Source organism: Nocardioides eburneiflavus (assembly GCF_004785795.1).
GTDB lineage: Bacteria > Actinomycetota > Actinomycetes > Propionibacteriales > Nocardioidaceae > Nocardioides > Nocardioides eburneiflavus.
Genome location: NZ_SRRO01000001.1, coordinates 857,181 through 882,314, shown reverse-complemented (window position 1 = coordinate 882,314; position 25,134 = coordinate 857,181). Strand labels below are relative to the sequence as shown.

The following is a 25,134-nucleotide window of genomic DNA, read 5'->3' as shown; positions in this document are numbered from 1 at the left end:
CGTGCTCAGGGGCGCGCGTCGGGCTGCTGGCGCAGCGGGGCCCGCCCGGTCGGGGTGGCCGGGGGCGTCTCGGTCGGGACCGGGGTCTCGGTCGGGACCGGGGTCTCCGTGGGCACCGGGGTCTCCGTCGGGACCGGGGTCTCGGTGGGGACCGGCGTCTCGGTGGGAGTCTCGGTCGGCTCCTCCGTCGGCTCCTCGGGCTCGACCGTGGGCGTCTGGGTCGGCGTCTTGGTGGGCTTCGGCGGCGGGGGCGGCGGCGGGGTGTACTCGTGGCCCTCCTCCGGTGCGTCGCCGTCGAGGAAGACCGGCTCCGGGAACTCCTCGACCTCCATGCCCTCCATCACCCGCTGCATGATCGCGGTCCAGGTCTTGGCCGGGTAGTTGCCGCCGAAGTAGCCCGACTTGCCGTCCGAGCTGGTCGGGAGCCACAGGTCGGCACCGTCCGGCCGCACGACGTCGAGCCCCTCGCGGCCCTTGCCGCGGACGTACATCACCGCCGTCGACAGCTGCGGGGTCATGCCGACGAACCACGACGAGGACACCTCGTCGTCGTCGTTGGTGGCCGTGCCGGTCTTGCCGGCCGCGGGACGGGCGAGGGCGAGGGCCTCGGTGCCGGACCCGGACTCGACCACCTGCTGGAGGGAGTACGTCACGTCCGCGGCGATGTCGGGGTCGACGGTCTGCTTGCTGCGTTTCTTGGCTTCGTAGAGGACCTCGCCGCGCCGGTCGACGACCTTCTGCAGCACGTGGACCTCGTTGCGCACGCCGCCGTTCGCGAGCGTGGCGTAGGCGTTGGCCATGTTGATCGGGCTGACCTGCGCGGTGCCGAGGGTGACGCCGACGTTCTCCTGGAAGTCGATCGAGCGGCGCGGGATGCCCCACCGCGCTCCCTCGTTGCCGGGGATGCCGAGGTCCTCGGCTGCCTGGATGACCTTCTGCGGACCGTTGTCCATCGAGTCGACCATGTCGACGTAGGCGGTGTTCACCGAGTTCTCCGTCGCGTCGAGCATCGAGACGGCGGGGCCGTAGTCGGTGTCGCCCTGGTTGCCGAACTCGGTGCCCGCGATGTCGATCGGGCTGTTGCCCTCGAAGGTGTCCTCGAGGGAGAAGCCGTCGCGGATCGCCGCGACGTTGGTGGCGGCCTTCATCGTCGAGCCGGCCATGCCGCCGGAGACGGCCCAGTTGATCTGGGACTCGAGGTAGTCCTGCCCGCCGTAGAAGCCGAGGAGCTCGCCGGTGCGCGTGTCCACCGTGGCCGCGCCGACGTGCAGGTCCTTGTTGCCGGCGGCGCCGGGCATGCCGGCGTCGGGGCGCTGCTCGGTGACCGCCTCCTCGACGTCGGCCATCACCTGCGGGTCGAAGGTCGTGGTGATGCGCAGTCCGCCGCCGTCGATCTCGTCCTCGCTGGCGATGCCACGGGCGAGGAGCTCCTGCTTGACGAGCGCGAGCATGTGGCCGCGCTGCCCGCCGTACTGGCTCTGGGCGGCGATCTTGGGGAACTTGGGCAGCCGCTTGAGCGCCTTGTCGCGCTGCTCGGTCGTGATGGTGCCCATCTCGGCCATGCTGTCGAGGACGTAGGCGTAGCGGACCTTGAGGTCCTCCTTGGCCTCCTTGCCGTTGGCCGGGTCGTACTGCGACGGGTTGTTGAGCACGGTGGCCAGGACGGCGGACTCGCGGAGGTTGAGGTCCTTGGCGGGGTGGTCGAAGTAGGCCTCGGAGGCGGCCTCGATGCCGTAGGCGCCGCGACCGAAGTAGATGGTGTTGAGGTAGCCCTCGAGGACCTCCTCCTTGCTGAGCTGCTGCTGGATCTTCAGCGAGACGACGGCCTCGCGGACCTTGCGCTTGTAGCTCTGCTCGCTGGTGAGGTAGAGGATCTTGACGTACTGCTGGGTGATCGTCGACGCGCCCTGACGGGCGTTGCCGCGGGCGTTGGAGAAGAGCGCGCGCAGGATGCCCTTGGGGTCGATGCCCTTGTCGGTCCAGAAGGTCTGGTTCTCCGCGGCGACCACCGCGTCCTGCATCGTCTCCGGCATCTCCGACAACGGGATCGAGACGCGGTTCTGGTCCTCGTAGTAGGTGCCGAGCTCCTGCTCGCCGTCGCGGTAGTAGACGAAGGTGGTCTGCGCCTCGAACGCCGAGTTCGGCGTCGGGATGCTGATCGCCTGGTAGAGCACCACGACGATGCCGCCGAGGACGAGGGCGCCGACGACACCGAGGACCGCGAGGACCTTGGCGACCTTCGCCGCTCGCTGCTTGCCCGTACGCCGGCGCGCGGGCCGTCGGGTCTGGGCCTTGCCGTCGGCCCTCCGCTTCTTCGCACTCACGCCGGAAAGGGTACGGGGAGTGGTCCGGCATCCCTGATTCGTCACTGGCGGATATATCGCTACGATAGATCGCATGGCACGTCGTGGCGACACCATCGAGCTCGCAGTCCTCGGACTGCTGCACGAGGGACCCATGCACGGCTACGAGCTGCGCAAGCGGCTGAACCTGATGCTCGGGTGGGGTCGCGTGCTGTCCTACGGCTCGCTCTACCCGGCCTTGAAGAAGATGCTGCGGGCCAACCTCATCACCGAGGTCAGCACCGCCACGACCCCGACGAGTCGCCGGCCGCGGATCGTCTACGAGGTCACCCCGGCCGGCACCGAGCAGTTCCAGCGGCTGATGTCCGAGGTCGGGCCGACGGCGTGGGAGGACGACAACTTCGACATCCGGTTCGCGTTCTTCTCCTCCACCGACATGGAGATCCGGCTGCGGGTCCTCGAGGGGCGGCGCTCGCGCCTCCAGGAGCGGCTCGCCCGCGTGCAGGCCGAGCTTGCCCGCACGCAGGCCGAGGTCGACCGCTACGCCGGAGAGCTCCAGCGCCACGGCGTGGAGTCGGTGGAGCGCGAGGTCCGCTGGCTCTCCGACCTCATCCGGGCCGAGCGCGGCGACGAGGACCCGGCCACCGCACCAGCAACCAAGCCAGTCGGCAGCGACTGACCAACCACCAGCCAGAGCAGGCCAGCAGAGAGAAGGGGAGCCCGATGGGTTCGGTACGAGTAGCGATCGTGGGAGTCGGCAACTGCGCCACCTCCCTCGTCCAGGGCGTGGAGTACTACAAGGACGCGGACCCCAGCGGGACCGTCCCCGGGCTCATGCACGTCGTCTTCGGCGACTACCACGTCAATGACGTGCAGTTCGTCGCGGCGTTCGACGTCGACGACAAGAAGGTCGGCAAGGACCTCTCCGAGGCCATCAACGCCTCGGAGAACAACACCATCAAGATCGCCGACGTCCCGACCCTCGGCGTCGAGGTCCAGCGCGGCCCGACCCTCGACGGTCTCGGCAAGTACTACCGCGCCACCATCGAGGAGTCCGCGGCCGAGCCGGTCGACGTCGTGCAGGTGCTCAAGGACGCCGAGGTCGACGTCCTCGTCTCCTACCTCCCGGTGGGCTCGGAGGAGGCCGACAAGTTCTACGCCCAGTGCGCGATCGACGCGGGCGTCGGCTTCGTCAACGCGCTCCCCGTCTTCATCGCCTCCGACCCCGAGTGGGCCAAGAAGTTCGAGGACGCCGGCGTCCCGATCGTCGGTGACGACATCAAGAGCCAGGTCGGCGCGACCATCACGCACCGCGTGATGGCCAAGCTGTTCGAGGACCGCGGCGTGGCGCTGGACCGCACCTACCAGCTCAACGTCGGCGGCAACATGGACTTCAAGAACATGCTCGAGCGCGAGCGCCTGGAGTCCAAGAAGGTCTCCAAGACCCAGGCTGTGACGTCCAACCTCAAGGGCGAGCTCGCCGACAAGGTCAGCGACCGCAACGTCCACATCGGCCCGTCCGACTACGTCGCGTGGCTCGACGACCGCAAGTGGGCCTACGTCCGCCTCGAGGGTCGCGCGTTCGGCGACGTCCCGCTCAACCTCGAGTACAAGCTCGAGGTCTGGGACTCCCCCAACTCGGCCGGCATCATCATCGACGCCGTACGCGCCGCCAAGATCGCGCTCGACCGCGGCATCGGCGGCCCGATCATCGCGGCCTCGACCTACCTGATGAAGTCGCCCCCGGTGCAGATGCCGGACGACCTCGGCCGCGCCGAGCTCGAGAAGTTCATCGCCGGGGAGTGATCCCCGAGTCGGCGCGTCCTCGCGCTGATTCGCCGCCGAGTCGGCGCGTCCTGACACCTCACCACGTCAGGATGCGCCGACTCGGCGCATTTCGGGGGTCAGGACGAGCCGGGTCGGCCGTGCAGGTCCTTGGCGGTCGGGCTCGTCGGCACCGAGGCCGGATCGGGGTACGTCCCCAGCAGCCGGTCGCTCGTGCCCGAGGTCGTCACCGAGAACCAGTAGTGCTCGCTCTTATGGTGGTGGAGGCGGTGGTTGCGCCAGATCGCCTTGTAGGCACGGGTGCGCGGCTTGTAGTCGGAGTGGATGACGTAGTGCGTCCACTCGTAGGTCAGCAGCACGACGGCAAGCGTCAGCACGAACGACAGCGTCACCGACAGCTCCGCGCCGAGCAGCGCCCCGACGCCGAGCGGGATCGCGAGGCCCGGCAGGGCCACCACCCAGAGCAGCGCCCGGCACGGGACGAAGACGAGGGGTACGTCGCGCGGGTCGGCGTGGTGGCGTCGGTGGTCGCGCGCGAGCAGGGTGTCGATCTCGACCCCCGCGACCGTCCGCGGCCTCCAGTGGAGGATGAAGACGTGGATCAGCCACTCCACCACGGGGAAGACGGCGAGGAACACCAGCGGCGCGAGCAGGTCGAGCCACGACCAGCCGCCGACCACGACCCGCGCCACGAGCGTCGCGGCGAGGTAGCCGCTGATGATCCACGGCGACGGGTAGCGCCAGAACGCCCGGCCCGTCTCCGCCAGGCTCACCGTCCGCCGGCGGCCGTGACGGCGCTCGGCGGCCTCGAGCCGCTGCCGGGCGAGCTGCTGCACCGCGTCGTCGCTCACGACTCGCCCGCCTGCATCCGGTCGATCGCGTCGACGAGGCTCGTGGTCGCGGCGCCGAGCAGGTCGCCGGCGCGCGCCCCGGCGAGGTCGGCGTCGCCCGCCCGGACCGCCTCGGCGAGGGCGGCGTAGGCCTCCACCCGGTCGACCTCGGCCGCCATCAGCGGCGCCAGCGCCTCGATGAGCGGGACGTACGCCGCGCGCATGCTGTTGAACATCAGCCGGAAGGTGATGGAGTCGGCCGCCTCGACCAGGTGCTCCCAGAAGACGAGGGCGACGTGCTGGCGTCGTACGCCGTCGTCGTCGGCTGCGAGCTCCGCCACCGCCCGGTCGAGGAGACGGGCCGCCTCCGGCCCACCGCGGGCCGCGGCGAGCTCCGCGATCCTGGGCCCGACGTGCGCACGGGCCTCGAGGATGCTGCGGGCGACGGCGAGGTCGAGGCCGCCGCCGGCCAGCAGCAGCCGCGGCAGCAGGTCGAGCCCGCCGAGGCGCCGGAAGTCGCGGACCGTGGTCGAGCCGCCCTGCCGCACGTCGACGAAGCCGGCGCTGGCCAGTCGCTGCAGTGCCTCCCGCACCGCGGGACGGGAGACACCCAGCACCTCGGCCAGGCGTCGCTCGCTCGGGAGCGGCTCCCCCGCGGCGAGGTCGCCCCCGAGCATCTCGCCGACGAGCTGGTCGTAGACCTCGTCAGGGACGGAACGACGGGCGACGGGTGAGAGCGGCATGCCCGCGACGCTACGACTGGTCAGACCAATGGTCAAGTGGTCAGACCAGCGTCATCGCGCACAGGTCCGGAGCATCCTCGGGCAGGGCTTCGCCAGCCGGTCAGCGAGCTCGAGCTGTTCGATCGCCGGGGCGTGATCCCCGAGTCGGCGCGTCCTCGCACTTGTTCACCGCCGAGTCGGCGCGTCCTGACACCTGACCACGTCAGGATGCGCCGACTCGGCGCATGTCGGGGGGCAGGACGAGCCGACTCGGCTGAGCCGGGCCCGGCATCACGACCTCGCGGCCCACCACTCGCGCAGCGCGGCCTCGGCCTCCTCGCGCGACTTCGGTCCCTCGTCCATCCGCAGCTCGAGGAGGAAGGCGTACGCCTGCCCCACCTCGCGGCCGGGCCCGATGCCGAGGACCTCCATGATGCGGTTGCCGTCGAGGTCGGGCCGGATCGCGGCCAGCTCCTCCTCCTCGGAGAGCCGCGCGATCCGCTCCTCGAGGGAGTCGTACGTCCGGCGCAGGCGGTCGGCCTTGCGCTGGTTGCGGGTGGTGCAGTCGGCCCGGGTGAGGATGTGCAGCCGCTCGAGCTGGTCGCCGGCGTCACGGACGTAGCGGCGCACCGCGCTGTCGGTCCACTCGCCGGAGCCGTAGCCGTGGAAGCGCAGGTGCAGCTCGACCAGTCGCGCGACTGCGTCGATGTCGTGGTTGGAGAAGCGCAGCGCCTTCATCCGCTTGCGGGTGATCTTGGCGCCCACCACGTCGTGGTGGTGGAAGGTGACGATGCCGCCGTCCTCGAACCTGCGGGTCCGCGGCTTGCCGACGTCGTGCATCAGCGCGGCGAACCGGCTGACGAAGTCCGGGCCGCCGCCGAGGCGGTGCTCGAGGTCGATGGACTGCTCGAGGACGGTCAGGGTGTGCTCGTAGACGTCCTTGTGGCGGTGGTGCTCGTCGCGCTCGAGCGCCAGGGCGGGCAGCTCCGGCAGCACGTACGTCGCCAGGCCGGTCTCGACGAGGAGGGTCAGGCCGAGCCGGGGGTACGGCGCGCAGACCAGCTTGACCAGCTCGTCACGCACCCGCTCGGCGGAGATGATCTCGATCCGTCCGGCCATCGCCGTCATCGCCTCGACCACCTCGGGAGCGACCGAGAAGCCGAGCTGTGCGGCGAAGCGTGCGGCCCGCATCATCCGCAGCGGGTCGTCGGAGAACGAGTCCTCCGGTGCTCCGGGCGTGCGGAGCACCCGCTCGGCGAGGTCGACGATGCCGCCGAACGGGTCGACGAAGTCGCGGCCCGGCACCCGGACGGCCATCGAGTTCACACTGAAGTCGCGTCGCCCGAGATCGCCCTCGAGGGTGTCGCCGAAGTCGACGTCGGGCTTGCGGGAGGACGGGTCGTACGTCTCCGAGCGGTACGTCGTGATCTCCACCTGCCACGGTCCCTTGCGGCAGCCGATCGTGCCGAAGTCGCGGCCCATGTCCCACACCGCGTCGGCCCAGCCGGCGACCAGCCTCTCGGTCACGTCGGGGCGTGCGGAGGTGGTGAAGTCGAGGTCGTTCTGCAGTCGCCCGATCATCGCGTCGCGGACCGGCCCGCCGACCAGCGCCAGCTCCTCGCCGGCCTCGGCGAACCGGGCACCGAGCTCGTCGATGACCGAGCCGATGCGGCTCAGCTCGGCGGCGACGCGGCTTTGGATCTCGACGATCGTGAGCGGGGGCAGGGCGGCGTCGGACACGACAGGACAGTCTAGGTGCCGGTCAGGGACCACCTAACAACTAGCATCGGTGCGTGCCCCGCCCGTCCGTGTTCCGTGCTGCCCTGGCGGGGCTCCTGACCCTCGGCGGCGCGGTCGCCGGGCTCGCCGCGGCGCCGTCCGTGGCGGCGGCCGCCGCGGAGGACCCCGACCCGCTCGTCGTGCACATCGACACGATCAGCCCCGAGCTGCCGCGCAACGGCGACGTCGAGATCACCGGCACGGTGACCAACGTCAGCGACGAGACCTTCACGCGGGTCAACCTCCATGCGTTCTCCGCACAGACCCCGATCCTCGACGCCGCCACGCTGAAGGCGTCGCTGACCGTGCCGGCCAGCGAGTTCGTCGGGCAGCGGGTGACCGCGCCCGGCACCTTCGACACCGTCGACACCCTCGCGCCGGGCCAGACCGCGACCTTCACCGACACCGTCCCGGTGGAGCTCTTCGAGACGTCCGGCCAGCCGGGCGTCTACTGGATCGGGATCCACGCGCTCGGCGACAGCTCCGTGCCGCGCGACGACATCGCCGACGGCCGGGCCCGCACGTTCATCCCGATGCGGCCCACCGGCGACCGCACCCAGGAGGCGTCGGTCGTGCTGCCGGTCCGCCACCGCATCTGGTACGCCCGGGACGGGTCCGTCGCGGGAGCCGAGCGCTGGGCCGCGCGCCTCGAAGAGGGCGGGAGCCTCGACGGCGTCCTCGACATGGCCGAGTCGGCCGGCACCACGCCGTACAGCTGGCTCGTGGACCCGGCCGTGCTCGTCGCCCTCAGCAGGCTGGCCAACGGCAACGGGCCACGCACCCTGGCCCCCGACCCGGCGACGCTCCCGGAGCCGACCCCGACCGAGGAGCCCGAGGCGGGCACCGAGGACGGCGCCACGGACGACACCAGCACCGCCAGCCCGACCGAGTCCCTGTCCCCCACGCAGCCCGAGCCCACCGAGGAGCCCAGCGAGGAGGAGGCCGCGCTGGCCGAGGCCGCGTCGGACTGGCTCCTCCGGTTCAAGGCGCTCGTGGGCACCGACCAGGTCCTCGTGCTCCCCTACGGCGACCTCGACGTCTCGGCCGCGGTGCGCAACGACGCGACGCGCTACGACCAGGCCCTGGACCGGAGCGCCGAGGTGATGGGCGCCATGGGCATCTCGGCCCGCTTCGCCATCGCGCCCGCCAGCGACGTGCTGAGCGCGGAGGCCCTCGCCCGCACGCCCACCAGTGCGGTCGTCCTGCTCGGCGACAACGCCTTCGCCATCCCGCCCGAGCGCTCGGTCGTACGCCTGCTCGACCGCGAGGTGGTCGTCACCAGCACGGGTGCCGAGGCCGGCGGTCCCGGGCCGACCGCGGCCAACGACCCACTCGCGCTGCGGCAGCGGCTGCTGAGCGAGGCAGCGATCCGCCTCATCGACGGGCAGCGGGCCCCGCTCGTGGTCACGCTGCCCACGGTCTGGCGCGGGGAGGACGCCGACTCGTTCTTCACCGACCTCGAGCAGTCGTGGCTGGAGGTCGTCCCGGTCGAGCAGGTCGCCGACGGCCCGGCGACGGACGTGGCCACGTCCAGACTCGCCTACAATGAGGAGGACCAGGGCGAGGAGCTCGACCCCTCCAACTTCGCGGTGGCGAACCGGGCCTCCGCCAAGGCCACGCTCCTCGAGCAGGTGCTGACGCAGCAGACCCTCGTCGAGAACCAGGTCCGCGACGAGGTGCTGGTGAGCCTGTCGGAGCAGCACCGCGAGCGCCCGCGCCTGGGGCGGGCCGCAGCCGCCCGGGTGGACGCGGCGCTCCAGGCCGAGCTCGACAAGGTCTCCATCGAGGTGCCGCCCGCCGTGACGCTCTCCAGCGACTCCGGGCCGCTCGGCGTGACCCTGGTCAACGGCCTCGACCAGCCGGTGAGCGTACGGATCCAGGTGGCGACCGACGGCGACATGACCGTCACCGGCGGCGACGGCGTGCGTGAGCTCGGACCACGCGCGCGCAGCGTCGTGCGGTTCGAGGCGAGCACGACCCAGGGCGGCGTGCACAACCTCCGCCTCGCCGTCACCAGCCCCGACGGGGTCCCGCTCGGCTCGTCGGCGGAACTGCCGATCCGGGCGGCGCGGGTGAGCGCGCTGATCTGGATCGTCATGGTCGTGGGTGCGCTCGTGCTGTTCGGGATGATCGGCTACCGGCTGCCCGGCCAGATCCGGCAGCGCCGGGCCGAGCTGGCCGCATCCGACGCAGAGCCGGGGACGGCGCCGATCACGGAGCGGGCCGCAGGCGACGTCGACCGCGCCGACCTCGAGGGCACGACCGCGGAGCGACCATGACCGAGCAGCGCATCCTGCACTCGTCGGCGGTGATGGCGGCGGGCACGGTGGTCTCGCGGGCCTCCGGCTACGTCCGGGCAGCCCTCCTGGTGACCGCCCTGGGCGCCTTCCTGCGCGCCGACCTGTTCACCATCGCCAACACGCTGCCCAACATGGTCTACATCCTGCTGGCCGGCGGCATCTTCAACGCCGTCCTGGTGCCGCAGCTCGTCCGTCGGATCAAGGACGACCCCGACGGCGGCGACGCGTACGCCAGCAGGGTCATCACGCTCTCCGCGCTCTTCCTCGGCGCGGTCACCGTGCTCCTGGTCGTCCTCGCACCCCAGCTGCTGAAGATCTACCTCGACGACCGCTACCTCGACCCGGACCGTGCCGCGCACCTCGAGTCGATCATCGACCTGACCCGGTGGTGCCTGCCCCAGGTCTTCTTCTACGGCATGTACGTGCTGGTCGGGCAGGTGCTCAACGCGCGCGGCCGCTTCGGTCCGATGATGTGGGCGCCGATCGCCAACAACCTCATCGCCATGGCGATGCTCGTGGTCTACCTCGTCGTCTGGGGCCCCGCCGGCAAGACCGTCGCCCAGTACGCCCCCTTCGACGCCGCGCAGGAGGTGCTGCTCGGCCTCGGCTCGACGATCGGCATCGCGGCGCAGTGCCTGGTGCTGCTGCCCTACCTCCGGTCGTCCGGCTTCGTCTACCGGCCGCGCTTCGACTTCCGCGACCCCGAGCTCAGGAAGACGCTGTCGCTCGGCGTGTGGACGGTGCTGTTCGTCATCGCCACCCAGGCCGCGTACCTCGTCGTGGTCAAGCTCGCCTCGGGCGGCACCGCCGACGGCGGCGACGGCACCGGCATCACGATCTACTCCACGAGCCTGCTCATCATGATGGTGCCCCACGCGATCGTCACGGTCTCGCTGGCGACGGCCGTCCTGCCGCGGCTCTCCTCGCTCGCGCACGAGGACCGCCTCCCCGAGCTCGGCAGCACCGTCGGCTCCACGCTGCGGACCTCGCTCGCACTGGTGCTGCCCTTCGCCGTGCTGCTGCCGATCGTCGCGGGCGACGTCGCGGGCGCTGCCTTCGGGTGGGGCGACGGTGCCGAGCGGGCCGCCAGCTTCGCGCCGACCCTCGCGCTGTTCGGGCCGGCGCTGGTCTTCTTCACCGTCCACTACTTCATGCTGCGCGGCTTCTACGCGATGGAGATGACCCGGCTGGTGTTCTTCATCCAGCTCGCCGTCTCGCTGACGAACATCGCCGTCGCGACCGCGCTCGTGCCGAACCGCCCGGCCTCGGAGACCGCACCGATGCTGGTGCTCGCCTACCTCGCCTCGTACGCCGTCGGCGCGCTGGCGAGCTTCGTCCTGCTCCGTCGGACCGTCGGTGGCCTGGAGACGCCCCAGCTGCTGCGGTTCCTCGTCCGGATGGCGGTGGTGCTCGCTGCCGCCGCGGCCGTGACGTGGCTGGTGGGGCTGTCGATGGCGGGACTCGGGGACCAGCCCGGCCCGCTCGTCGGAGTGACCCGCGGTGGGCTGAGCACGCTCGCCGGCGGCGTGGTCGTGCTCCTCGGTGCGCGTCTGCTGCGGGTGAGCGAGGTCACCGGCCTGGTCGACACCGTCGCGGCGCGGCTGCGGAGGACGTGAGACTCCCTAGAGTGGCGGCAAGCAGTGGGAAGCAGTGGGAAGCGTGAGGGAGGTGGGGTGAGCGGTGCCGACGTCGAAGCAGGCCGGTGACGTGCTCGCCGAGCGCTACCGCCTCGACGACCTCCTGGCCGAGGCCGGGTCGGGCAGGTTCTGGCGAGCCCACGACCTCGTGCTGCACCGGCCCGTGGCCGTGCACATCCTCTCCGCCGACGACGAGCGCGCCCAGCCGATGCTCGACGCGGCCCGCCGCACCGGCCCGGTGGTCAACCGTCGCCTCCTGCGGGTGCTGGACGCCGAGTCGGCCGACGGGCTGTGCTTCGTCGTCCACGAGTGGGGGCAGGGGGACTCCGTCGACATCCTGCTCACCCGCGAGGGTCCACTCGCGCCCCGTCGCGCCGCGTGGCTGGTCGCCGAGGTCGCCGACAGCATCGCCGAGGCCCACGACGCCGGACTCGCCCACGGCTCCCTGACGCCGGAGAACGTGCTCGTCGACCAGCACGGCCAGGTGCGCCTGATCGGCTTCGGTGTCGAGGCGGCCCTGCGCGGCCTGCCGCCCGGGCGCACCAACGTCGACGAGATCGACCTCGCCGGCCTGCTCTACTGCACCCTCACCGGCAAGTGGGCGGGCGTGTCGGAGTCGGCCGTGCCGCCCGCGCCCGAGGTCCACGGCGAGGTGCTGCGCCCCCGGCGGGTGCGCGCGGGCATCCCCCGCGTGCTCGACGCGCTCTGCGACCAGGTGCTCAACCCGCACGATGCCGCCACCAGCGGACACCCGTCGGCGCGCACCATCCGCGACCTCCTGCTCGACTACGTCGGCGAGATGACCGGGACCCACGTGCCGGTGGCGGGCGGACGACCGGCCGTCCCCGAGGCGGCCGACCCGTCCTCGCCCCCGACGCCGACGGCGGTCGTTCCCGTCGTGGCTGCCGACGACCCGGCACCCGCGCCCCAGCCGGACCCCGAGCCGGAGCCCGAGCCGGAGCCCCAGCCCGAGCCGGAGCCCGAGGGTGCGACCGAGGTCGACGCCGTCCCGGTCACCGAGCTGCCCACCCAGGCCGGGATGCCGGTCTTCCACGACGACGACGAGGTCGACTGGCTCCGCGCCCGCGCCGAGAAGCCCGCACCTCCGCCCCCGCTCCACGAGCCCGCGCCCAAGCCCCTGTTCGCTCCCGACCCGCCCGAGGGAGAGCCCGTACGCCGCCCGCGCGCCGGCAGTCGCGCCGCCTCGGCCAACCCGGACTACTGGCCGTGGGAGTCCAGCCAGGATGCGGGCCGCGGCTCCGGCGTGCAGCCTGCGGGTCGTGACACCGGGTCGTGGGGATCGGGGTCCTGGCCCGGCGACCGCTGGGGGACCAGCGACGGTCTCGACGACACCGGCGAGCAGGTGCCCGGTCGCAGCTGGATCCGGCTCGCCATGATCGTCGGCGCCTGCCTGCTGGTCGGGGTGGCGGCGGTCGCGGCCTACCAGCTCGGACTCACGCCGCCGACGCCCGGCTCCAGCGACGAGCCGACGACATCCCCGTCCCCGACCGTGGCCGAGCCGACACCGTTCGAGGACCTGGTCGCCGACGACTTCGACCCCCAGGGCACCGACGGCGGCGTGGAGAACCCGGACTCCGTGCCCAACGTCCTCGACGGCGACCCGGCCACCTCGTGGAGCACCTCGACCTACCTGCAGAACTTCGGTCCCGCCGGCCTCAAGACCGGTGTGGGCCTCGTCGTCGACCTCGGCTCGACGCGGGCGGTGCGCCAGGTGCTGGTGTCGACCGAGGGCGGCCAGACCGCGCTCGCCGCGTACGTCACCTCCGAGCCGCCGACCGGCATCGCCGGCCTCACGCCAGTCGGGACGGCGTCCGGCGCCGGCGACCTGGCCATCGACCTCGACGAGGCGGTCTCGGGTCGCTACGTCACGGTCTGGCTGACGATCCTGCCGCCGGTCGAGGGCGGGTTCCGCGGGACGATCACCGAGGTGCAGGTCCTCGGATGACCACGCCGGCGAGCGACGAACGCTCCGACCAGGAGCTGCTCCGCGCCCACGTAGACGGCGACCCGGACGCCTTCGGCGCACTCTTCGCCCGCCACCGCGACCGGCTGTGGGCCGTCGCGCTGCGCACCATGGGCAACCCCGACGACGCCGCCGACGGACTGCAGGACGGAATGGTCGCCGCGTTCCGGCGGGCGGGCTCCTTCCGTGGCGAGGCGGCCGTCACGACCTGGCTGCACCGGGTCGTGGTCAACGCCTGCCTCGACCGGCTCCGTGCCGCGAAGATCCGGCGCTTCGACGCGCTCCCCGACGACGTCGACGACCGCGGGACCGTGGTCGCGACCGACGCCCGCGACGACCGGCCCGACGAGGCGGCCGAGGTCGCCGAGCGCCGCCGCCGGGTCCTCGACGCGCTGGCCACCCTCCCGCCCGAGCAGCGGGCCGCGCTCGTCCTCGTCGACATGGAGGGCTACCCGGTGGCGGAGGTGGCGCAGATGCTCGGCTGTGCCGAGGGCACCGTGAAGTCACGCTGCTCGCGCGGGCGCACCCGGCTCGCCGGCCTGCTGGGCGACCTGCGCCACCCCGCGGGTGACCCCCCTCCCGGGAACCCGCCCCCGGACGGTCCCGTCCAACCCACCGTGCGGCCCCGCGGCCCGCCCGCGCCCTGAGCCCGCCCCCGTTCCCCACCCGACCCCCGAGGAGGTGACCCACGATGGCCGACGCGTCCGACCTGCCGCCCGAGCAGGACGCCGTACGTCGCCTGCTGGCCGACGCCCGCCACGACGGGCCGCCGCCGGCCGAGGTCGTCGCCCGCCTCGACGAGACGCTGGCCGCGCTCGTCGCCGACCGCGGCTCGAAGCCCCTGGACCCGCCGCGTCCCGACGCCTCCGACCGGGAAGCCCCGGTCGTCGACCTCGCCTCCCGCCGGCGTCGGATGGCCGGCGTCGGGCTGCTGGCCGCCGCGTCGGTCGTCGTCGCAGGCGTCGCCATCGGACAGGTCCTGCCGCGCGGCTCCGAGGACGCCGGCACCGCCGGCGCGGACTCCTCGGTCGCCGACGCACCCGCCGAGGCGGGGGCAGGGTCGGAGTCAGAGTCCGAGTCGGAGTCCGGGTCCGATGACTCCGACGCCGGTGGCGCCGAGCTCGCACCCGAGTCGCTCAAGAGCTCCGCTCCCACCCCGCTCGCCGGCTACCCGACGCTGTCGTCCACCGACCAGGCGCTCGACGAGCGGGTGCTCGAGCTGCGCCCCGACGCCGCCGCGCGGTCGCAGTACCTCGGCTCGGCCGACGCCCTGGGCAGCTGCGCCCTGCCCAGCCTGGGCCAGGGTCGCCGGCTCCTCGCCGAGGTCGACGGCGGGCGCGGCGTCGTCGTCTTCCGCCGCCCCGACGGCGCGGCCCAGCAGGTCGAGCTCTACGTGTGCGGCACGCCCGACCCGGTGCGTACGCTCACGCTGCCCGCGCCCTGAGCGCTGGGGCCGGCCACGGAACAACCGTCGCCTACGATCGGTTGAGCACGGCGTACGGCCCACCGAGGCTGACCCTCACCTCCCGCGGTCACCTCCCCCGATCACCCAGGAGTCCGATCCACCCATGAGCACCAGCACCGAGACGCGCAACGTCATCATCATCGGCTCGGGGCCCTCCGGCTACACGGCCGCCGTCTACGCGGCCCGTGCCTCGCTCCACCCCCTGGTGTTCGAGGGATCGGTCACCGCCGGCGGTGCGCTGATGAACACCACCGAGGTCGAGAACTTCCCCGGCTTCCGGGACGGCATCATGGGCCCGGCCCTGATGGACGAGATGCGCGCGCAGGCCGAGCGGTTCGGCGCCGAGCTGGTCTCCGACGACGTCGTCGAGGTGGACCTCACCGGCGAGGTGAAGGTCGTGAAGACCGCCACCGACACCTACACGGCGCGCTCGGTGATCCTCGCGACGGGCTCGGGCTACCGCAAGCTCGGCCTGCCCCGCGAGGAGGAGCTCTCCGGCCGCGGCGTCTCGTGGTGCGCGACCTGCGACGGTTTCTTCTTCCGCGAGCAGGCGATCGCCGTGATCGGCGGTGGCGACTCCGCCGTCGAGGAGGCCACGTTCCTGACCCGCTTCGGCTCGAAGGTCTACCTGATCCACCGCCGAGACGAGCTGCGCGCCTCGAAGATCATGCAGGAGCGGGCGTTCGCCGACCCCAAGCTCGAGATGGTGTGGAACTCCGAGGTCGCGGCCATCAACGGGGCCGACAAGCTCGAGTCGATCACCCTGCGCGACACCGTCACCGGCGAGGAGCGCCAGCTCGACGTCACCGGCCTGTTCATCGCGATCGGCCACGACCCGCGCTCGGAGCTGCTCACCGGCCAGGTCGACCTCGACGACGACGGCTACGTGCTGGTCAAGCACCCGTCGACGGCCACCAACCTGCCCGGCGTGTTCGCCGCCGGCGACCTGGTCGACCACCACTACCGCCAAGCCATCACCGCGGCCGGCACCGGCTGCGCCGCGGCGCTCGACGCCGAGCGGTTCATCGCCGCCCTCGACCACGAGGCCTCGACCGCCGGCGACGCCGCTGCGACCGTGGAGGCCATCGAGGAGCAGAAGGAGACCGCTCGCGCCTGAGTGAAATTTTTCACTCAGTCGTCGCTGTCCTCACCTCAGGATGTCGTGGCCGCCCCAACGTCGGGTCGGTCGCGAGGAGGCTGCGGGTGTCCGTCCCCGTACGCGGTGCCGGCGACCCGTCGATCCCTGTCGCGCCACGGGGAGTCGCGGTCCTTCCTGCGTCGCGGGTCGGGAACAACTGTCACCGGGGTGGTGTTCACTTGGACATCCCCGTCGGGGACCGACACCCGACGCAGAGACCTCATGTGAAAGGGGCAGTTCCGTGGCCAACATCGCCGCCGTGACCGACGCCGAGTTCGAGGCGCAGGTCCTCAAGTCCGACAAGCCCGTCCTGGTGGACTTCTGGGCCGAGTGGTGCGGTCCGTGCCGCCAGGTCGCCCCGATCCTCGACGAGCTCAACGCCGAGCACGGCGAGAAGCTCACGTTCCTCAAGATGAACGTCGACGAGAACCCGGTCACCCCCTCGTCCTACCGCGTGACCGGCATCCCGACCATCAACGTCTACCATGGCGGCGAGGTCGTGAAGTCCATCGTCGGCGCCAAGCCCAAGGCCGCGCTCCTCAAGGAGCTCGAGGGCATCATCTGACCCGCTGGTCGAGGAGGGCGCCCAGCGCCCGTCACGAGACCCGTCAGTCGCCGGAGGCGGCCCGCACCGATCCGATCGGGCGGGTCGCCTTCTGCGTGGGGCGCACGACGCCCCACACCTTCTCGAGCGCCAGCTCGACCTCGTCCTTCCAGCTCAGGGCGGTCCGCAGCTCCATCCGCATGCGTGGGGTCGTCGGGTGAGCACGCTGGGTCTTGAACCCGACGCTTCCGAGGAACTCGGCGGGCAGCACGCAGCCCTGCGTACGCCCGCGGGTGTCGCCGTACGCCTCGATCGCGGTGTGTCCACGCTCGACCAGGTCGGCCGCCATCGCCTGCACGAGCAGGCGTCCCAACCCGCCCCCGCGCAGGCCCGGCTCGATCCACGCCGTCGCCGCCACGATCGCGTCGGGTGACGTCGGTGCCGTGGGCAGCGCGGCGGCCCCGGGGAGGTAGGCCGCCGGGGCGTACACGATGTGGCCGACCGTGCGCCCGTCCACGCGGACAACCCGGCCGCACGAGCCCCAGTCGCGCAGCGTCGAGGAGAGCCAGCTCTCCTTCTCCGCGATCCGCTCCTGCTCGTCGAGCCGGGACCGGTCGACCGGCCCGAGCTCCCAGAACAGGCACGAGCGGACCGGGTCGGCCAGCTCCGCGAGGTGGTCGACCGTCAGGCGCGCGGTCTTGCGGGACACAACTCCGATGCTAGCCGCGGACGGCGCCTGAGAGGATGAGGCGTGCGCCCGATCCGACAGAGCAAGAAGCTGCAAGGTGTCCGCTACGACGTGCGCGGACCGATCCTCGTCGAGGCACAGCGGCTCGAGGCCGAGGGCCACCGCATCCTCAAGCTCAACATCGGCAACACCGCGCCGTTCGGCTTCGAGGCCCCCGAGCAGATCCTCGCCGACATGATGCACCACCTGCCGCAGTCCCAGGGGTACGCCGACAGCCAGGGCATCTGGTCGGCCCGGACGGCGGTCATGCACTACTACCAGTCCCGCGGGCTTCGCGACGTGGGTGTCGAGGACATCTTCATCGGGAACGGGGTCTCCGAGCTGATCTCGATGGTGCTGCAGGCCTTCGTCGACGACGGCAACGAGATCCTCGTGCCGGCCCCGGACTACCCGCTGTGGACGGGCGCCGTGACGCTCGCCGGCGGCATCCCCGTGCACTACCGGTGCGACGAGGACGACGACTGGAACCCGGACCTTGCCGACATCGAGGCCAAGATCACCGAGAACACCCACGCCATCGTCATCATCAACCCCAACAACCCCACGGGTGCCGTCTACAGCGAGGAGACGGTCAAGGCGCTCGTCGACATCGCGCGACGCCACGAGCTCGTGGTGATGGCCGACGAGATCTACGAGAAGATCCTGTTCGAGGACGCCCAGCACCACCATGCGGCCAGCTACGGCGGCAACGACGTGCTGTGCCTGACGTTCTCCGGGCTCTCCAAGGCCTACCGGGTCTGCGGCTACCGCGCCGGCTGGGTCATGATCTCCGGCCCCAAGGAGGTCGCGACCGACTTCCTCGAGGGCCTGACCCTCATTGCCAACATGCGCATGTGCGCCAACGTGCCCGCGCAGCACGCGATCCAGACCGCCCTGGGCGGCTACCAGTCGGTCGAGGAGCTCATCGTCCCCGGCGGCCGCTTCTACGAGCAGTCGATGCTCGCGCACCGGCTCCTCAACGAGATCCCGGGTGTCAGCAACGTCAAGCCCCGTGGGGCGCTCTACTGCTTCCCCCGGCTCGACCCGGAGGTCTACCCGATCGACGACGACCAGGAGTTCGTCCTCGACCTGCTGCGGGCCAAGAAGATCCTCGTCACCCACGGCACGGGCTTCAACTGGCCCACGCCCGACCACTTCCGTCTCGTCACGCTCCCCGAGGCCGGCGTCCTCGAGGAGGCGATCGGCCGGATCGCGGACTTCCTCGCCACGCGACGCTGATCACGAAGGGTCGCGGTCCCGACCCCGTGGACCCTAGGCTCCTCGCCATGCGCGATGTGACCTATCCCCCGATCATCGTCACCGCCAAGGCGGCCTTCAAGGTGCTGGGCCAGCGCATCGTGATGACCGGTACGGAGCACGTGCCGCGCGAGGGCGGCGTGCTGCTCGCCTACAACCACATCGGCTACGTCGACTTCGTCTACGGCGGCCTCGCTGCCAACCCCTCTGGTCGCCTGGTGCGGTTCATGGCCAAGCGCGAGCTCTTCGACCATCGCTACGTCGGCCCGCTGATGCGCTCGCTGCACCACATCGAGGTCGACCGCGGCGAAGGCCTGCAGAGCTTCCGCACGGCCGTCGACTACCTGCGACAGGGCGAGGCCGTCGGAATCTTCCCCGAGGCGACGATCTCACGCGCCATGGAGCTCAAGGAGTTCAAGACCGGTGCCGTACGCCTCGCGGCCGAGGCCGGCGTACCGCTCGTCCCCGTCATCATGTGGGGCACCCAGCGGATGATGACCAAGGACCACCCGCGCGACTTCTCGCGCGGCAAGACCATCGCGCTCACGGTCGGCGAGCCGATGCGGCCCACCGGCGACGACCCCATCGGTGACACCGCCCGGCTCAAGGCGCAGATGTCGCAGATGCTCGCCGACACCGTCGCCGCCTACCCGGCCGACGAACAACCCCCCGGGTCCTGGTGGGTGCCGGCGTCGATGGGCGGATCCGCCCCCACGCTCGAGGAGGCGGCCCGCCTCGACGCCGAGGAGAAGCGCGACCGCGCCCGCAAGCGTGCCGCCAAGAGGGCGAAGCGACAAGGCGACAAATAGATCAGTCGACAGGGCGACTTGTCGCTTTGTGGTTTTGTCGACATTTGGTGGCGGTGTGCTCCTGGAGTGATCCCCGGCTCAGCCGGGGATCGCTGATGGTGTCGGCCTCTGCAACGCCTGACAACTTCAGGGAGAGCCTGACAACCTCGTCCGCTGGCCCGGCTGTCGAGCGGGCTCGCCTCCCCTCAGGGTTTCGACGCGCTCGTACGACCTCGTCCCTCGGTCGTGTCGCTTGCTCAACCTGGCCGAGCCCACGCCGACCGCTCGTGCCTCGCGGTCGGCTGCGCGTCTCAGATCGGCCGGTCGTTCCGGTTGCGAGGGTCCATGACATCCACGATGCGACGCAGGTCGTCGAGGCTCGCGAACTCCACGGTGATCTTGCCCTTGGCCTTGCCGAGGTCGACCTTGACCCGCGTCTCGAACCGGTCGGAGAGCCGATCGGCTAGCTCGGCGAGGCCGGGAGCGACCGGCTTCGCCCGCAGCGCACGCGGCGCGTCGTCCTGGGCGACGCCGACGGACACGATCTCCTCGAGACCGCGCACGGAGATGCCCTCGGCGGTGACCCGGGCGGCGAGCTTGTCCTGGAGGCCGGCGTCCTCGACGGAGAGCAGCGCCCGGGCGTGGCCGGCGGACAGGACGCCGGCGGCGACCCGGCGCTGGACGGCAGGGGACAGCTTGAGCAGGCGCAGCGTGTTGGAGATCTGCGGCCGGGACCGACCGATGCGCTGCGCGAGCTCGTCGTGGGTGCACCCGAAGTCCTCGAGCAGCTGGCCGTAGGCGGCGGCCTCCTCGAGCGGGTTCAGCTGGGAGCGGTGGAGGTTCTCCAGGAGCGCGTCGCGCAGCATGTCGTTGTCGTCGGTCTCGCGCACGATGGCGGGGATCGTGTCGCGACCGGCCTCCTGCGACGCACGCCAGCGACGCTCGCCCATGATGAGCTCGTACGCGTCCTCGCCGGTCCGGCGCACCACGACCGGTTGGAGCAACCCGACCTCACGGATCGAGTGGACGAGCTCGGCGAGGGCCTCCTCCTCGAAGACCTGCCGCGGCTGGCGAGCGTTGGGGCGCACCTGCGTGATCGGGAGCTCGGCGAAGTAGGCGCCCGCCACCTCACCGCCGCCCACCGAGGCCGTCGCCTCCACGCCGTTGCGGGCGTCCGTCCGGGGTGCTCCGTTGCTCGACCCCGAGTCTCTCGGAGCGTCGGCACCGGGCGCCGGCGAGGGTGTCGACTGGCTGGGGGTCGTGGGGATCAAGGAGCCCAGACCGCGTCCGAGCCCACGACGAGGGGGGTTGGCATTCATGACGGGGCTCCCTTGCTGGCGATCTCGCGGGCGGCCTCCAGGTAGGAAAGCGCTCCCGCCGACGCAGGATCGTAGGTCATCACGGTCTGCCCGTAGGACGGCGCCTCGGAGACACGTACCGATCGGGGTACGGCGGTCTTCAACACCTGGTCACCGAAGTGGCTGCGCACCTCGTCGGCGACGCCGGCGGCCAGGCGGGTACGCGCGTCGTACATCGTCAACAGGATGGTCGAGATGGTGAGCCGCGGGTTGAGGTGCTGGCGCACCATCTCGACGGTCTCGAGCAGCATGCCGAGGCCCTCGAGCGCGTAGTACTCAGCCTGGATGGGGATGAACATCTCGCGCCCGGCGACGAGAGCGTTCAGGGTCAGCAGCCCGAGCGACGGCGGGCAGTCGACGAACACGTAGTCGAAGCGGTCGTCGCCGATCTCCGCCGCCGTGCCCACCAGCGGGTGCGCGGCGATGGCCCGGGCCAGGCGTTGTTCGCGTGCGACCACGCTGACGAGCTCGATCTCGGCGCCGGCCAGGTCGATCGTGGCGGGGACGGCCCACAGACCGGGCAGCTCGGCGCACTCCGTCGTGACGTCGGTCAACGGCTGCCCGTCCACGAGCATGTCGTAGGTCGAGGGGACGCCGCGGTGGTGCTCCACGCCGAGGGCTGTCGAGGCGTTGCCTTGCGGGTCGAGGTCGATCACCAGCACCTTCTGCCCGAGCTGGGCAAGCCCGGCCGCGACGTTCACCGTGGACGTGGTCTTGCCGACACCGCCCTTCTGGTTGGCGACCACCACGACCCTCGTCTCGTCGGGTCGCGGGACACCCTGGCGCCGCAAGCCCCCCGACCGGGCGAGGACCGAGTGCTGGGCGGCCTGCGCGAGCGGCGTCCCGTGGTCGGCGAACTCGGCGTCCCGTGCCGCGAGGTCGCCCGCCGTACGTACCTGCCACGCCGGCCGCGTTTCACGTGAAACGTCCCTTTCGGTCGTTTCACGTGAAACATCGGGCTCACCTGCAGCCTGTGGATGAACTGGTTCAGTCTGTGGATAGCTGCGCTCAGGGGCCCGGTCCGGACCAGTGGAAAACGGATACGGGGCGTCCTCGCGAGAACGCCAGCCCGCGTCGTGGGAGGAACCTTCGGTCGTCAACTCAGCTCACCTCTCGCGCGCTGCGCGTCGGTCGTGTCGCGGCGAACGCCGCCTTCCTTCACGGGCAAGGGGCCAACCTATCCGGGACGGATCGGCCCAGGACACCCGTACCACCGTCGTCGGTGGAGAAACCACGTCGAGGCCGACCTCGAGAACCTCCGGCTCGGCGCAGCGCCAGGTCCTCAGGAACGACCGCGCGGCCTCGATCTCCTCGCGAACAGATCGACCCTTCATCGCCACCAGCGCGCCCTCGGGAGCGACGAGCGGCATCGACCACCCCAGCAGCCGCTCGAGTGGAGCCACCGCCCTGGACGTGACCACGTCGAAGGTCTGCCGGCCGTGCAGGTCGTCCGCCCGCCCGCGCACGACCGAGACGTGGTCGAGGCCGAGGTTGGCGACGACCTCCTCGAGGAACGTGGTGCGCCGCAGCAGCGGCTCCACCAGAGTGATCCGTACGTCCGGTCGCGCGATCGCGATGACGAGACCGGGCAGTCCAGCCCCCGTCCCGATGTCGCAGATCGACGAGCCCTCCGCGATGGCCTCGGCCAGCACCGCCGAGTTCAACAGGTGGCGCTCCCAGAGACGCGGAGCCTCGCGTGGCCCGATCAGCCCACGGACGACACCCTCCGTCGCCAGCAGGTCGGCGTATCGCTCCGCGAGGGACAGTCGCTCGGACGCGAACACCCTCCGCGCCTCAGCGGGCACGGAGGGTGTTTCACGTGAAACGTCATCGCTCACGCGGGGAGGATCACCACGTAGCGCTTGGGCTCCGCACCCTCGGACTCCGACGTGAGGCCGGCGGCAGCGACCGCGTCGTGGACGACCTTCCGCTCAAACGCGCTCATCGGCTCCAGCGACACGGACTCGCCGGACTCCCGAACCGCCGCGATCGACTTCTCCGCGATGGCGACGAGCCGCGTGCGCTGCTCGGCACGGTGGCCACCGACGTCGAGCATCAGTCGCGAGCGCTCGCCGGTCTCGCGGTAGACCGCGAGGCGGGTCAGCTCCTGGAGCGCCTCCAGGACTTCGCCGTTGCGGCCCACCAGCTGGCTCAGGTCCGCGCCACCGATCTGCACGCTCGCGCGGTCACCCTCGACGTCCATGTCCAGGTCCCCGTCGAGGTCCGCGATGTCGAGCAGCTCCTCGAGGTAGTCCGCCGCGATGTCGCCCTCGTGCTCGAGGCGCTCCACCTTGGAGGGGCGGGGCTTCCCGCCGTCCTCCGGCGCGGACGCGCCCGCGTCCTCTCCGTCGTGCTCGACGTGGTCCACGGCCGCGCCGTTCGTCAGCTGCTCACTCACAGTGTGTCTCCCTGCTTCTCGATCAGGTGCGCCGTCACCGGAGCGACGCGCGCGGATGTCTGGGTCAGCGCTTCTTCTTGCTGCGCTGGGCCTTGGTCTGGCGTTGCGGCTGCTGGCGCGTCTGGGACTTCTCCTCACGGCGGGCCTCTGCCTCGGCCGCGAGGCGCTCCTCCTCGAGCTGCGCCGGAGTCTTGAGGCCCTTGCGCGCCGCCTTGGCGCGGTCGCGCTCCTCCTTGGCGTCGGCCGCCGGAGTGCCGGGCGCGGGGTTGTTGCGGATCACGTAGAACTGCTGGCCCATGGTCCAGAGGTTCGACGTCGTCCAGTAGAAGAGGACGCCCACGGGGAAGGCGATGCCACCCACGGCGAAGACCACCGGGAGGACGTAGAGCAACATCTTCTGCTGCTGGGCGTACGGGCCGGACAGCGCGTCGGCCGGCATGTTCTTGCTCATCAGCTGGCGCTGGGTGAGGAAGGTGGTCAGCGTCATCGCGAGCACCAGCACCGCCGCCAGCACGCGGACCTCGACGCCGTCGGCGTTGAGGAACGTGTCGGAGATCTTGCCGCCGGCGAAGACCGCGGCGCTGAGCTGCTCGTTGAGCTCCGGCGTCATCAGGCCGCGCTTGCGCTCGGGGTTGCGGGCGGCCTGGTCGAGGATCCGGAACAGCGCGAGGAAGATCGGCATCTGCAGCAGGATCGGCAGGCACGACGAGAACGGGTTCGTCCCCGAGTCCTTGTAGAGCTTCATCGTCTCCTGCGCGAGACGCTCCCGGTCGTGGCCGTACTTCTTCTGGAGCTCACGCACCTTGGGCTGGATGAGCTGCATGTTGCGGCTGGACTTGATCTGCTTCACGAAGAGCGGGATCAGCGCGGCCCGCACGACGAGGGTGAGCCCGATGATCGACAGCACCCAGGCGGTGCCGGACGTGGGACCGAAGATGTCCCCGAAGACGTTGTGGAAGCCCACCAGCACGAACGAGATCGCGTAGTAGAGCGGCAGCATGATGGCGCCGCCGATGGAGGTGAAGAAGTCGATCACTCAAGCTCCCTGGCTCGGGGTGGTGGGGCCCACGCCAGTGGCGTGGGGAGGAACACGGGGCTGGTCACGAGGCGGGACCGGGTCGTAGCCGCCGTCCGACCACGGGTGGCAGCGGACGAGGCGCCGCCCGGCCAGCCAGGTGCCGCGCACCGACCCGTGCACCGTGACGGCCTCGAGGGCGTACGCCGAGCAGCTCGGGTGGTAGCGGCAGACCTGGCCGTAGAGCGGGCTGATGGCGAAGCGCCACGCGCGGATGAAGCCGATCAGGAGGTGCTTCACGACGCGCTCACCCGGTCGAGCGTACGCGTCAGGTCAGCACCCAGCCGGGCGTACGACGCCTCGGCAGCCGCCGGCAGCGCGCGGACCACGAGCGCAGCACGACCCGGGAGCTCCTCCAGTGCGGGGAGGTGCTCCCGGGTCAGGTGCCGCAGTCGCCTCTTCACGCGGTTGCGCGTGACGGCGTCGCCCACGGTCTTGCCGACCGTGAAGCCCACCTGTGCCGGACCGGGCGCCGAGGCCTGGTCCACCCACAGGTGGACGACGAGCGTCGAGCACCCGGCGCGTCGCCCGTTGCGGACCGTGCGGCGGAAGCCGTCACTGTCGGTGAGGCGATGGTCAGCGGAGAGCACGGCGGGTTGCCGTGAGCCCTGGGCCTCAGACGGCCAGGCTCTTGCGGCCCTTGCGGCGACGGCTCGACAGGATCGCGCGGCCGGCACGGGTCCGCATGCGGAGGCGGAAGCCGTGCACCTTGTGACGGCGACGGTTGTTCGGCTGGTACGTACGCTTGCTCACGGCTATTTCTCCGAAGGTTTCGAGGGATGTCCACTCCGCGCGAGGAATCGGCGCTGGCCCAGGTTCAGGCCCCAAAGATCAGGTACTTCGGCCGGCACCGCCCACCCACGCGGCCGCCAGGTGGCGGATCGTGGACATGCGGCACCCGTCGACAGGGAGCGACCGGCCAACGGTACGCGGAGGGGAAAGTGGGGGTCAAACCCTCGCGGCCCCTCCGGGAGCCAGCCTGTGGATGACGTCTTGCTCCGTACGCGTCCCGGTTGTTACGTTCCATGTCTCCGCGGTCGCGTC

24 protein-coding genes are annotated in these 25,134 nt (G+C 71.4%); 11 read left to right on the top strand and 13 right to left on the bottom strand.

What is annotated here, in order from left to right:
- Positions 1-5 precede the first annotated feature (5 nt).
- The gene (locus EXE59_RS04170) at positions 6-2,324 is read right to left on the bottom strand and encodes a transglycosylase domain-containing protein (protein ID WP_135837770.1); all 2,319 of its coding nucleotides are present in this window, start codon (positions 2,322-2,324) and stop codon (positions 6-8) included.
- Between the two features lie 73 nt (positions 2,325-2,397).
- Here EXE59_RS04170 and EXE59_RS04165 point away from each other — a divergent pair, with 73 nt between their 5' ends.
- Together EXE59_RS04165 and EXE59_RS04160 are read left to right on the top strand one after the other, a co-directional pair.
- Positions 2,398-2,982, top strand: coding sequence for a PadR family transcriptional regulator (locus EXE59_RS04165; RefSeq protein ID WP_135837769.1), 585 nt, complete (start codon positions 2,398-2,400; stop codon positions 2,980-2,982).
- 44 nt (positions 2,983-3,026) lie between these two features.
- Positions 3,027-4,109, top strand: coding sequence for an inositol-3-phosphate synthase (locus EXE59_RS04160; RefSeq protein ID WP_135837768.1), 1,083 nt, complete (start codon positions 3,027-3,029; stop codon positions 4,107-4,109).
- Positions 4,110-4,207: 98 nt separating this feature from the next.
- On the opposite strand, the gene EXE59_RS04155 is transcribed toward EXE59_RS04160, so the two are convergent.
- The 3 genes from EXE59_RS04155 to EXE59_RS04145 all read right to left on the bottom strand — a co-directional run bounded on the left by EXE59_RS04155 (position 4,208) and on the right by EXE59_RS04145 (position 7,380).
- Complete coding sequence (locus EXE59_RS04155; protein ID WP_135837767.1) at positions 4,208-4,939, bottom strand: sterol desaturase family protein; 732 nt, start codon at positions 4,937-4,939, stop codon at positions 4,208-4,210.
- Positions 4,936-5,661, bottom strand: coding sequence for a FadR/GntR family transcriptional regulator (locus tag EXE59_RS04150; RefSeq protein WP_135837766.1), 726 nt, complete (start codon positions 5,659-5,661; stop codon positions 4,936-4,938). The genes EXE59_RS04155 and EXE59_RS04150 overlap by 4 nt, the downstream gene beginning before the upstream one ends.
- A 270-nt stretch (positions 5,662-5,931) precedes the next feature.
- Positions 5,932-7,380, bottom strand: a complete 1,449-nt coding sequence (locus EXE59_RS04145; RefSeq protein ID WP_135837765.1) for a CCA tRNA nucleotidyltransferase — start codon at positions 7,378-7,380, stop codon at positions 5,932-5,934.
- A 53-nt stretch (positions 7,381-7,433) separates the two neighbouring features.
- On the opposite strand from EXE59_RS04145, the gene EXE59_RS04140 reads away from it, so the two are divergent.
- The 7 genes from EXE59_RS04140 (at position 7,434) to trxA (ending at position 16,508) form a co-directional block, all read left to right on the top strand.
- Complete coding sequence (locus EXE59_RS04140; RefSeq protein WP_135837764.1) at positions 7,434-9,698, top strand: DUF6049 family protein; 2,265 nt, start codon at positions 7,434-7,436, stop codon at positions 9,696-9,698.
- Positions 9,695-11,335 (top strand): murein biosynthesis integral membrane protein MurJ, encoded by a 1,641-nt coding sequence (murJ, locus tag EXE59_RS04135; RefSeq protein ID WP_135837763.1) that lies wholly within the window; start codon positions 9,695-9,697, stop codon positions 11,333-11,335. Before EXE59_RS04140 ends, murJ begins: the two co-directional genes overlap by 4 nt.
- 64 nt (positions 11,336-11,399) lie before the next feature.
- Positions 11,400-13,322, top strand: coding sequence for a protein kinase family protein (locus tag EXE59_RS04130; protein ID WP_135837762.1), 1,923 nt, complete (start codon positions 11,400-11,402; stop codon positions 13,320-13,322).
- Complete coding sequence (sigM, locus tag EXE59_RS04125) at positions 13,319-13,987, top strand: RNA polymerase sigma factor SigM (RefSeq protein ID WP_135837761.1); 669 nt, start codon at positions 13,319-13,321, stop codon at positions 13,985-13,987. Before EXE59_RS04130 ends, sigM begins: the two co-directional genes overlap by 4 nt.
- A 44-nt stretch (positions 13,988-14,031) precedes the next feature.
- Complete coding sequence (locus EXE59_RS04120; RefSeq protein WP_135837760.1) at positions 14,032-14,784, top strand: hypothetical protein; 753 nt, start codon at positions 14,032-14,034, stop codon at positions 14,782-14,784.
- 124 nt (positions 14,785-14,908) lie between these two features.
- The gene (gene trxB, locus EXE59_RS04115) at positions 14,909-15,922 is read left to right on the top strand and encodes a thioredoxin-disulfide reductase (RefSeq protein WP_135837759.1); all 1,014 of its coding nucleotides are present in this window, start codon (positions 14,909-14,911) and stop codon (positions 15,920-15,922) included.
- Between the two features lie 262 nt (positions 15,923-16,184).
- Positions 16,185-16,508, top strand: a complete 324-nt coding sequence (gene trxA / locus EXE59_RS04110; protein WP_135837758.1) for a thioredoxin — start codon at positions 16,185-16,187, stop codon at positions 16,506-16,508.
- A 43-nt stretch (positions 16,509-16,551) separates the two neighbouring features.
- Here the strand turns inward: trxA and EXE59_RS04105 are convergent, their stop codons facing one another.
- Entirely contained in the window at positions 16,552-17,196 is a 645-nt protein-coding gene (locus EXE59_RS04105) for a GNAT family N-acetyltransferase (protein WP_135837757.1), read from the bottom strand.
- A gap of 42 nt (positions 17,197-17,238) precedes the next feature.
- Here EXE59_RS04105 and EXE59_RS04100 point away from each other — a divergent pair, with 42 nt between their 5' ends.
- Positions 17,239-18,453: a pyridoxal phosphate-dependent aminotransferase gene (locus EXE59_RS04100; RefSeq protein ID WP_135837756.1), complete on the top strand. Its 1,215-nt coding sequence runs from the start codon at positions 17,239-17,241 to the stop codon at positions 18,451-18,453.
- Between the two features lie 47 nt (positions 18,454-18,500).
- Positions 18,501-19,280, top strand: a complete 780-nt coding sequence (locus EXE59_RS04095) for a lysophospholipid acyltransferase family protein (RefSeq protein WP_135837755.1) — start codon at positions 18,501-18,503, stop codon at positions 19,278-19,280.
- Positions 19,281-19,570: 290 nt separating this feature from the next.
- Here EXE59_RS04095 and EXE59_RS04090 read toward each other — a convergent pair whose 3' ends face one another.
- The 8 genes from EXE59_RS04090 to rpmH all read right to left on the bottom strand — a co-directional run bounded on the left by EXE59_RS04090 (position 19,571) and on the right by rpmH (position 24,843).
- Positions 19,571-20,578, bottom strand: a complete 1,008-nt coding sequence (locus EXE59_RS04090; RefSeq protein ID WP_135837754.1) for a ParB/RepB/Spo0J family partition protein — start codon at positions 20,576-20,578, stop codon at positions 19,571-19,573.
- Positions 20,575-21,363, bottom strand: a complete 789-nt coding sequence (locus EXE59_RS04085) for a ParA family protein (RefSeq protein WP_342777188.1) — start codon at positions 21,361-21,363, stop codon at positions 20,575-20,577. Before EXE59_RS04085 ends, EXE59_RS04090 begins: the two co-directional genes overlap by 4 nt.
- Before the next feature lie 360 nt (positions 21,364-21,723).
- Positions 21,724-22,401 carry a 16S rRNA (guanine(527)-N(7))-methyltransferase RsmG gene (rsmG, locus tag EXE59_RS04080; RefSeq protein WP_246056483.1) on the bottom strand — a complete coding sequence of 226 codons (678 nt, stop codon included), beginning with the start codon at positions 22,399-22,401 and terminating at the stop codon, positions 21,724-21,726.
- A 50-nt stretch (positions 22,402-22,451) separates the two neighbouring features.
- Positions 22,452-23,015 carry a Jag family protein gene (locus tag EXE59_RS04075; RefSeq protein WP_425464507.1) on the bottom strand — a complete coding sequence of 188 codons (564 nt, stop codon included), beginning with the start codon at positions 23,013-23,015 and terminating at the stop codon, positions 22,452-22,454.
- A 64-nt stretch (positions 23,016-23,079) separates the two neighbouring features.
- A complete protein-coding gene (gene yidC / locus EXE59_RS04070) occupies positions 23,080-24,051 on the bottom strand; it encodes a membrane protein insertase YidC (protein ID WP_135837751.1) in 972 nt (323 codons plus the stop codon).
- The gene (yidD, locus tag EXE59_RS04065; protein WP_135837750.1) at positions 24,052-24,330 is read right to left on the bottom strand and encodes a membrane protein insertion efficiency factor YidD; all 279 of its coding nucleotides are present in this window, start codon (positions 24,328-24,330) and stop codon (positions 24,052-24,054) included.
- On the bottom strand, positions 24,327-24,680 hold the full coding sequence (rnpA, locus tag EXE59_RS04060) for a ribonuclease P protein component (protein WP_135837749.1): 354 nt from the start codon (positions 24,678-24,680) through the stop codon (positions 24,327-24,329). Before rnpA ends, yidD begins: the two co-directional genes overlap by 4 nt.
- A gap of 25 nt (positions 24,681-24,705) precedes the next feature.
- Complete coding sequence (gene rpmH / locus EXE59_RS04055; RefSeq protein ID WP_011758123.1) at positions 24,706-24,843, bottom strand: 50S ribosomal protein L34; 138 nt, start codon at positions 24,841-24,843, stop codon at positions 24,706-24,708.
- Positions 24,844-25,134: the final 291 nt, after the last annotated feature.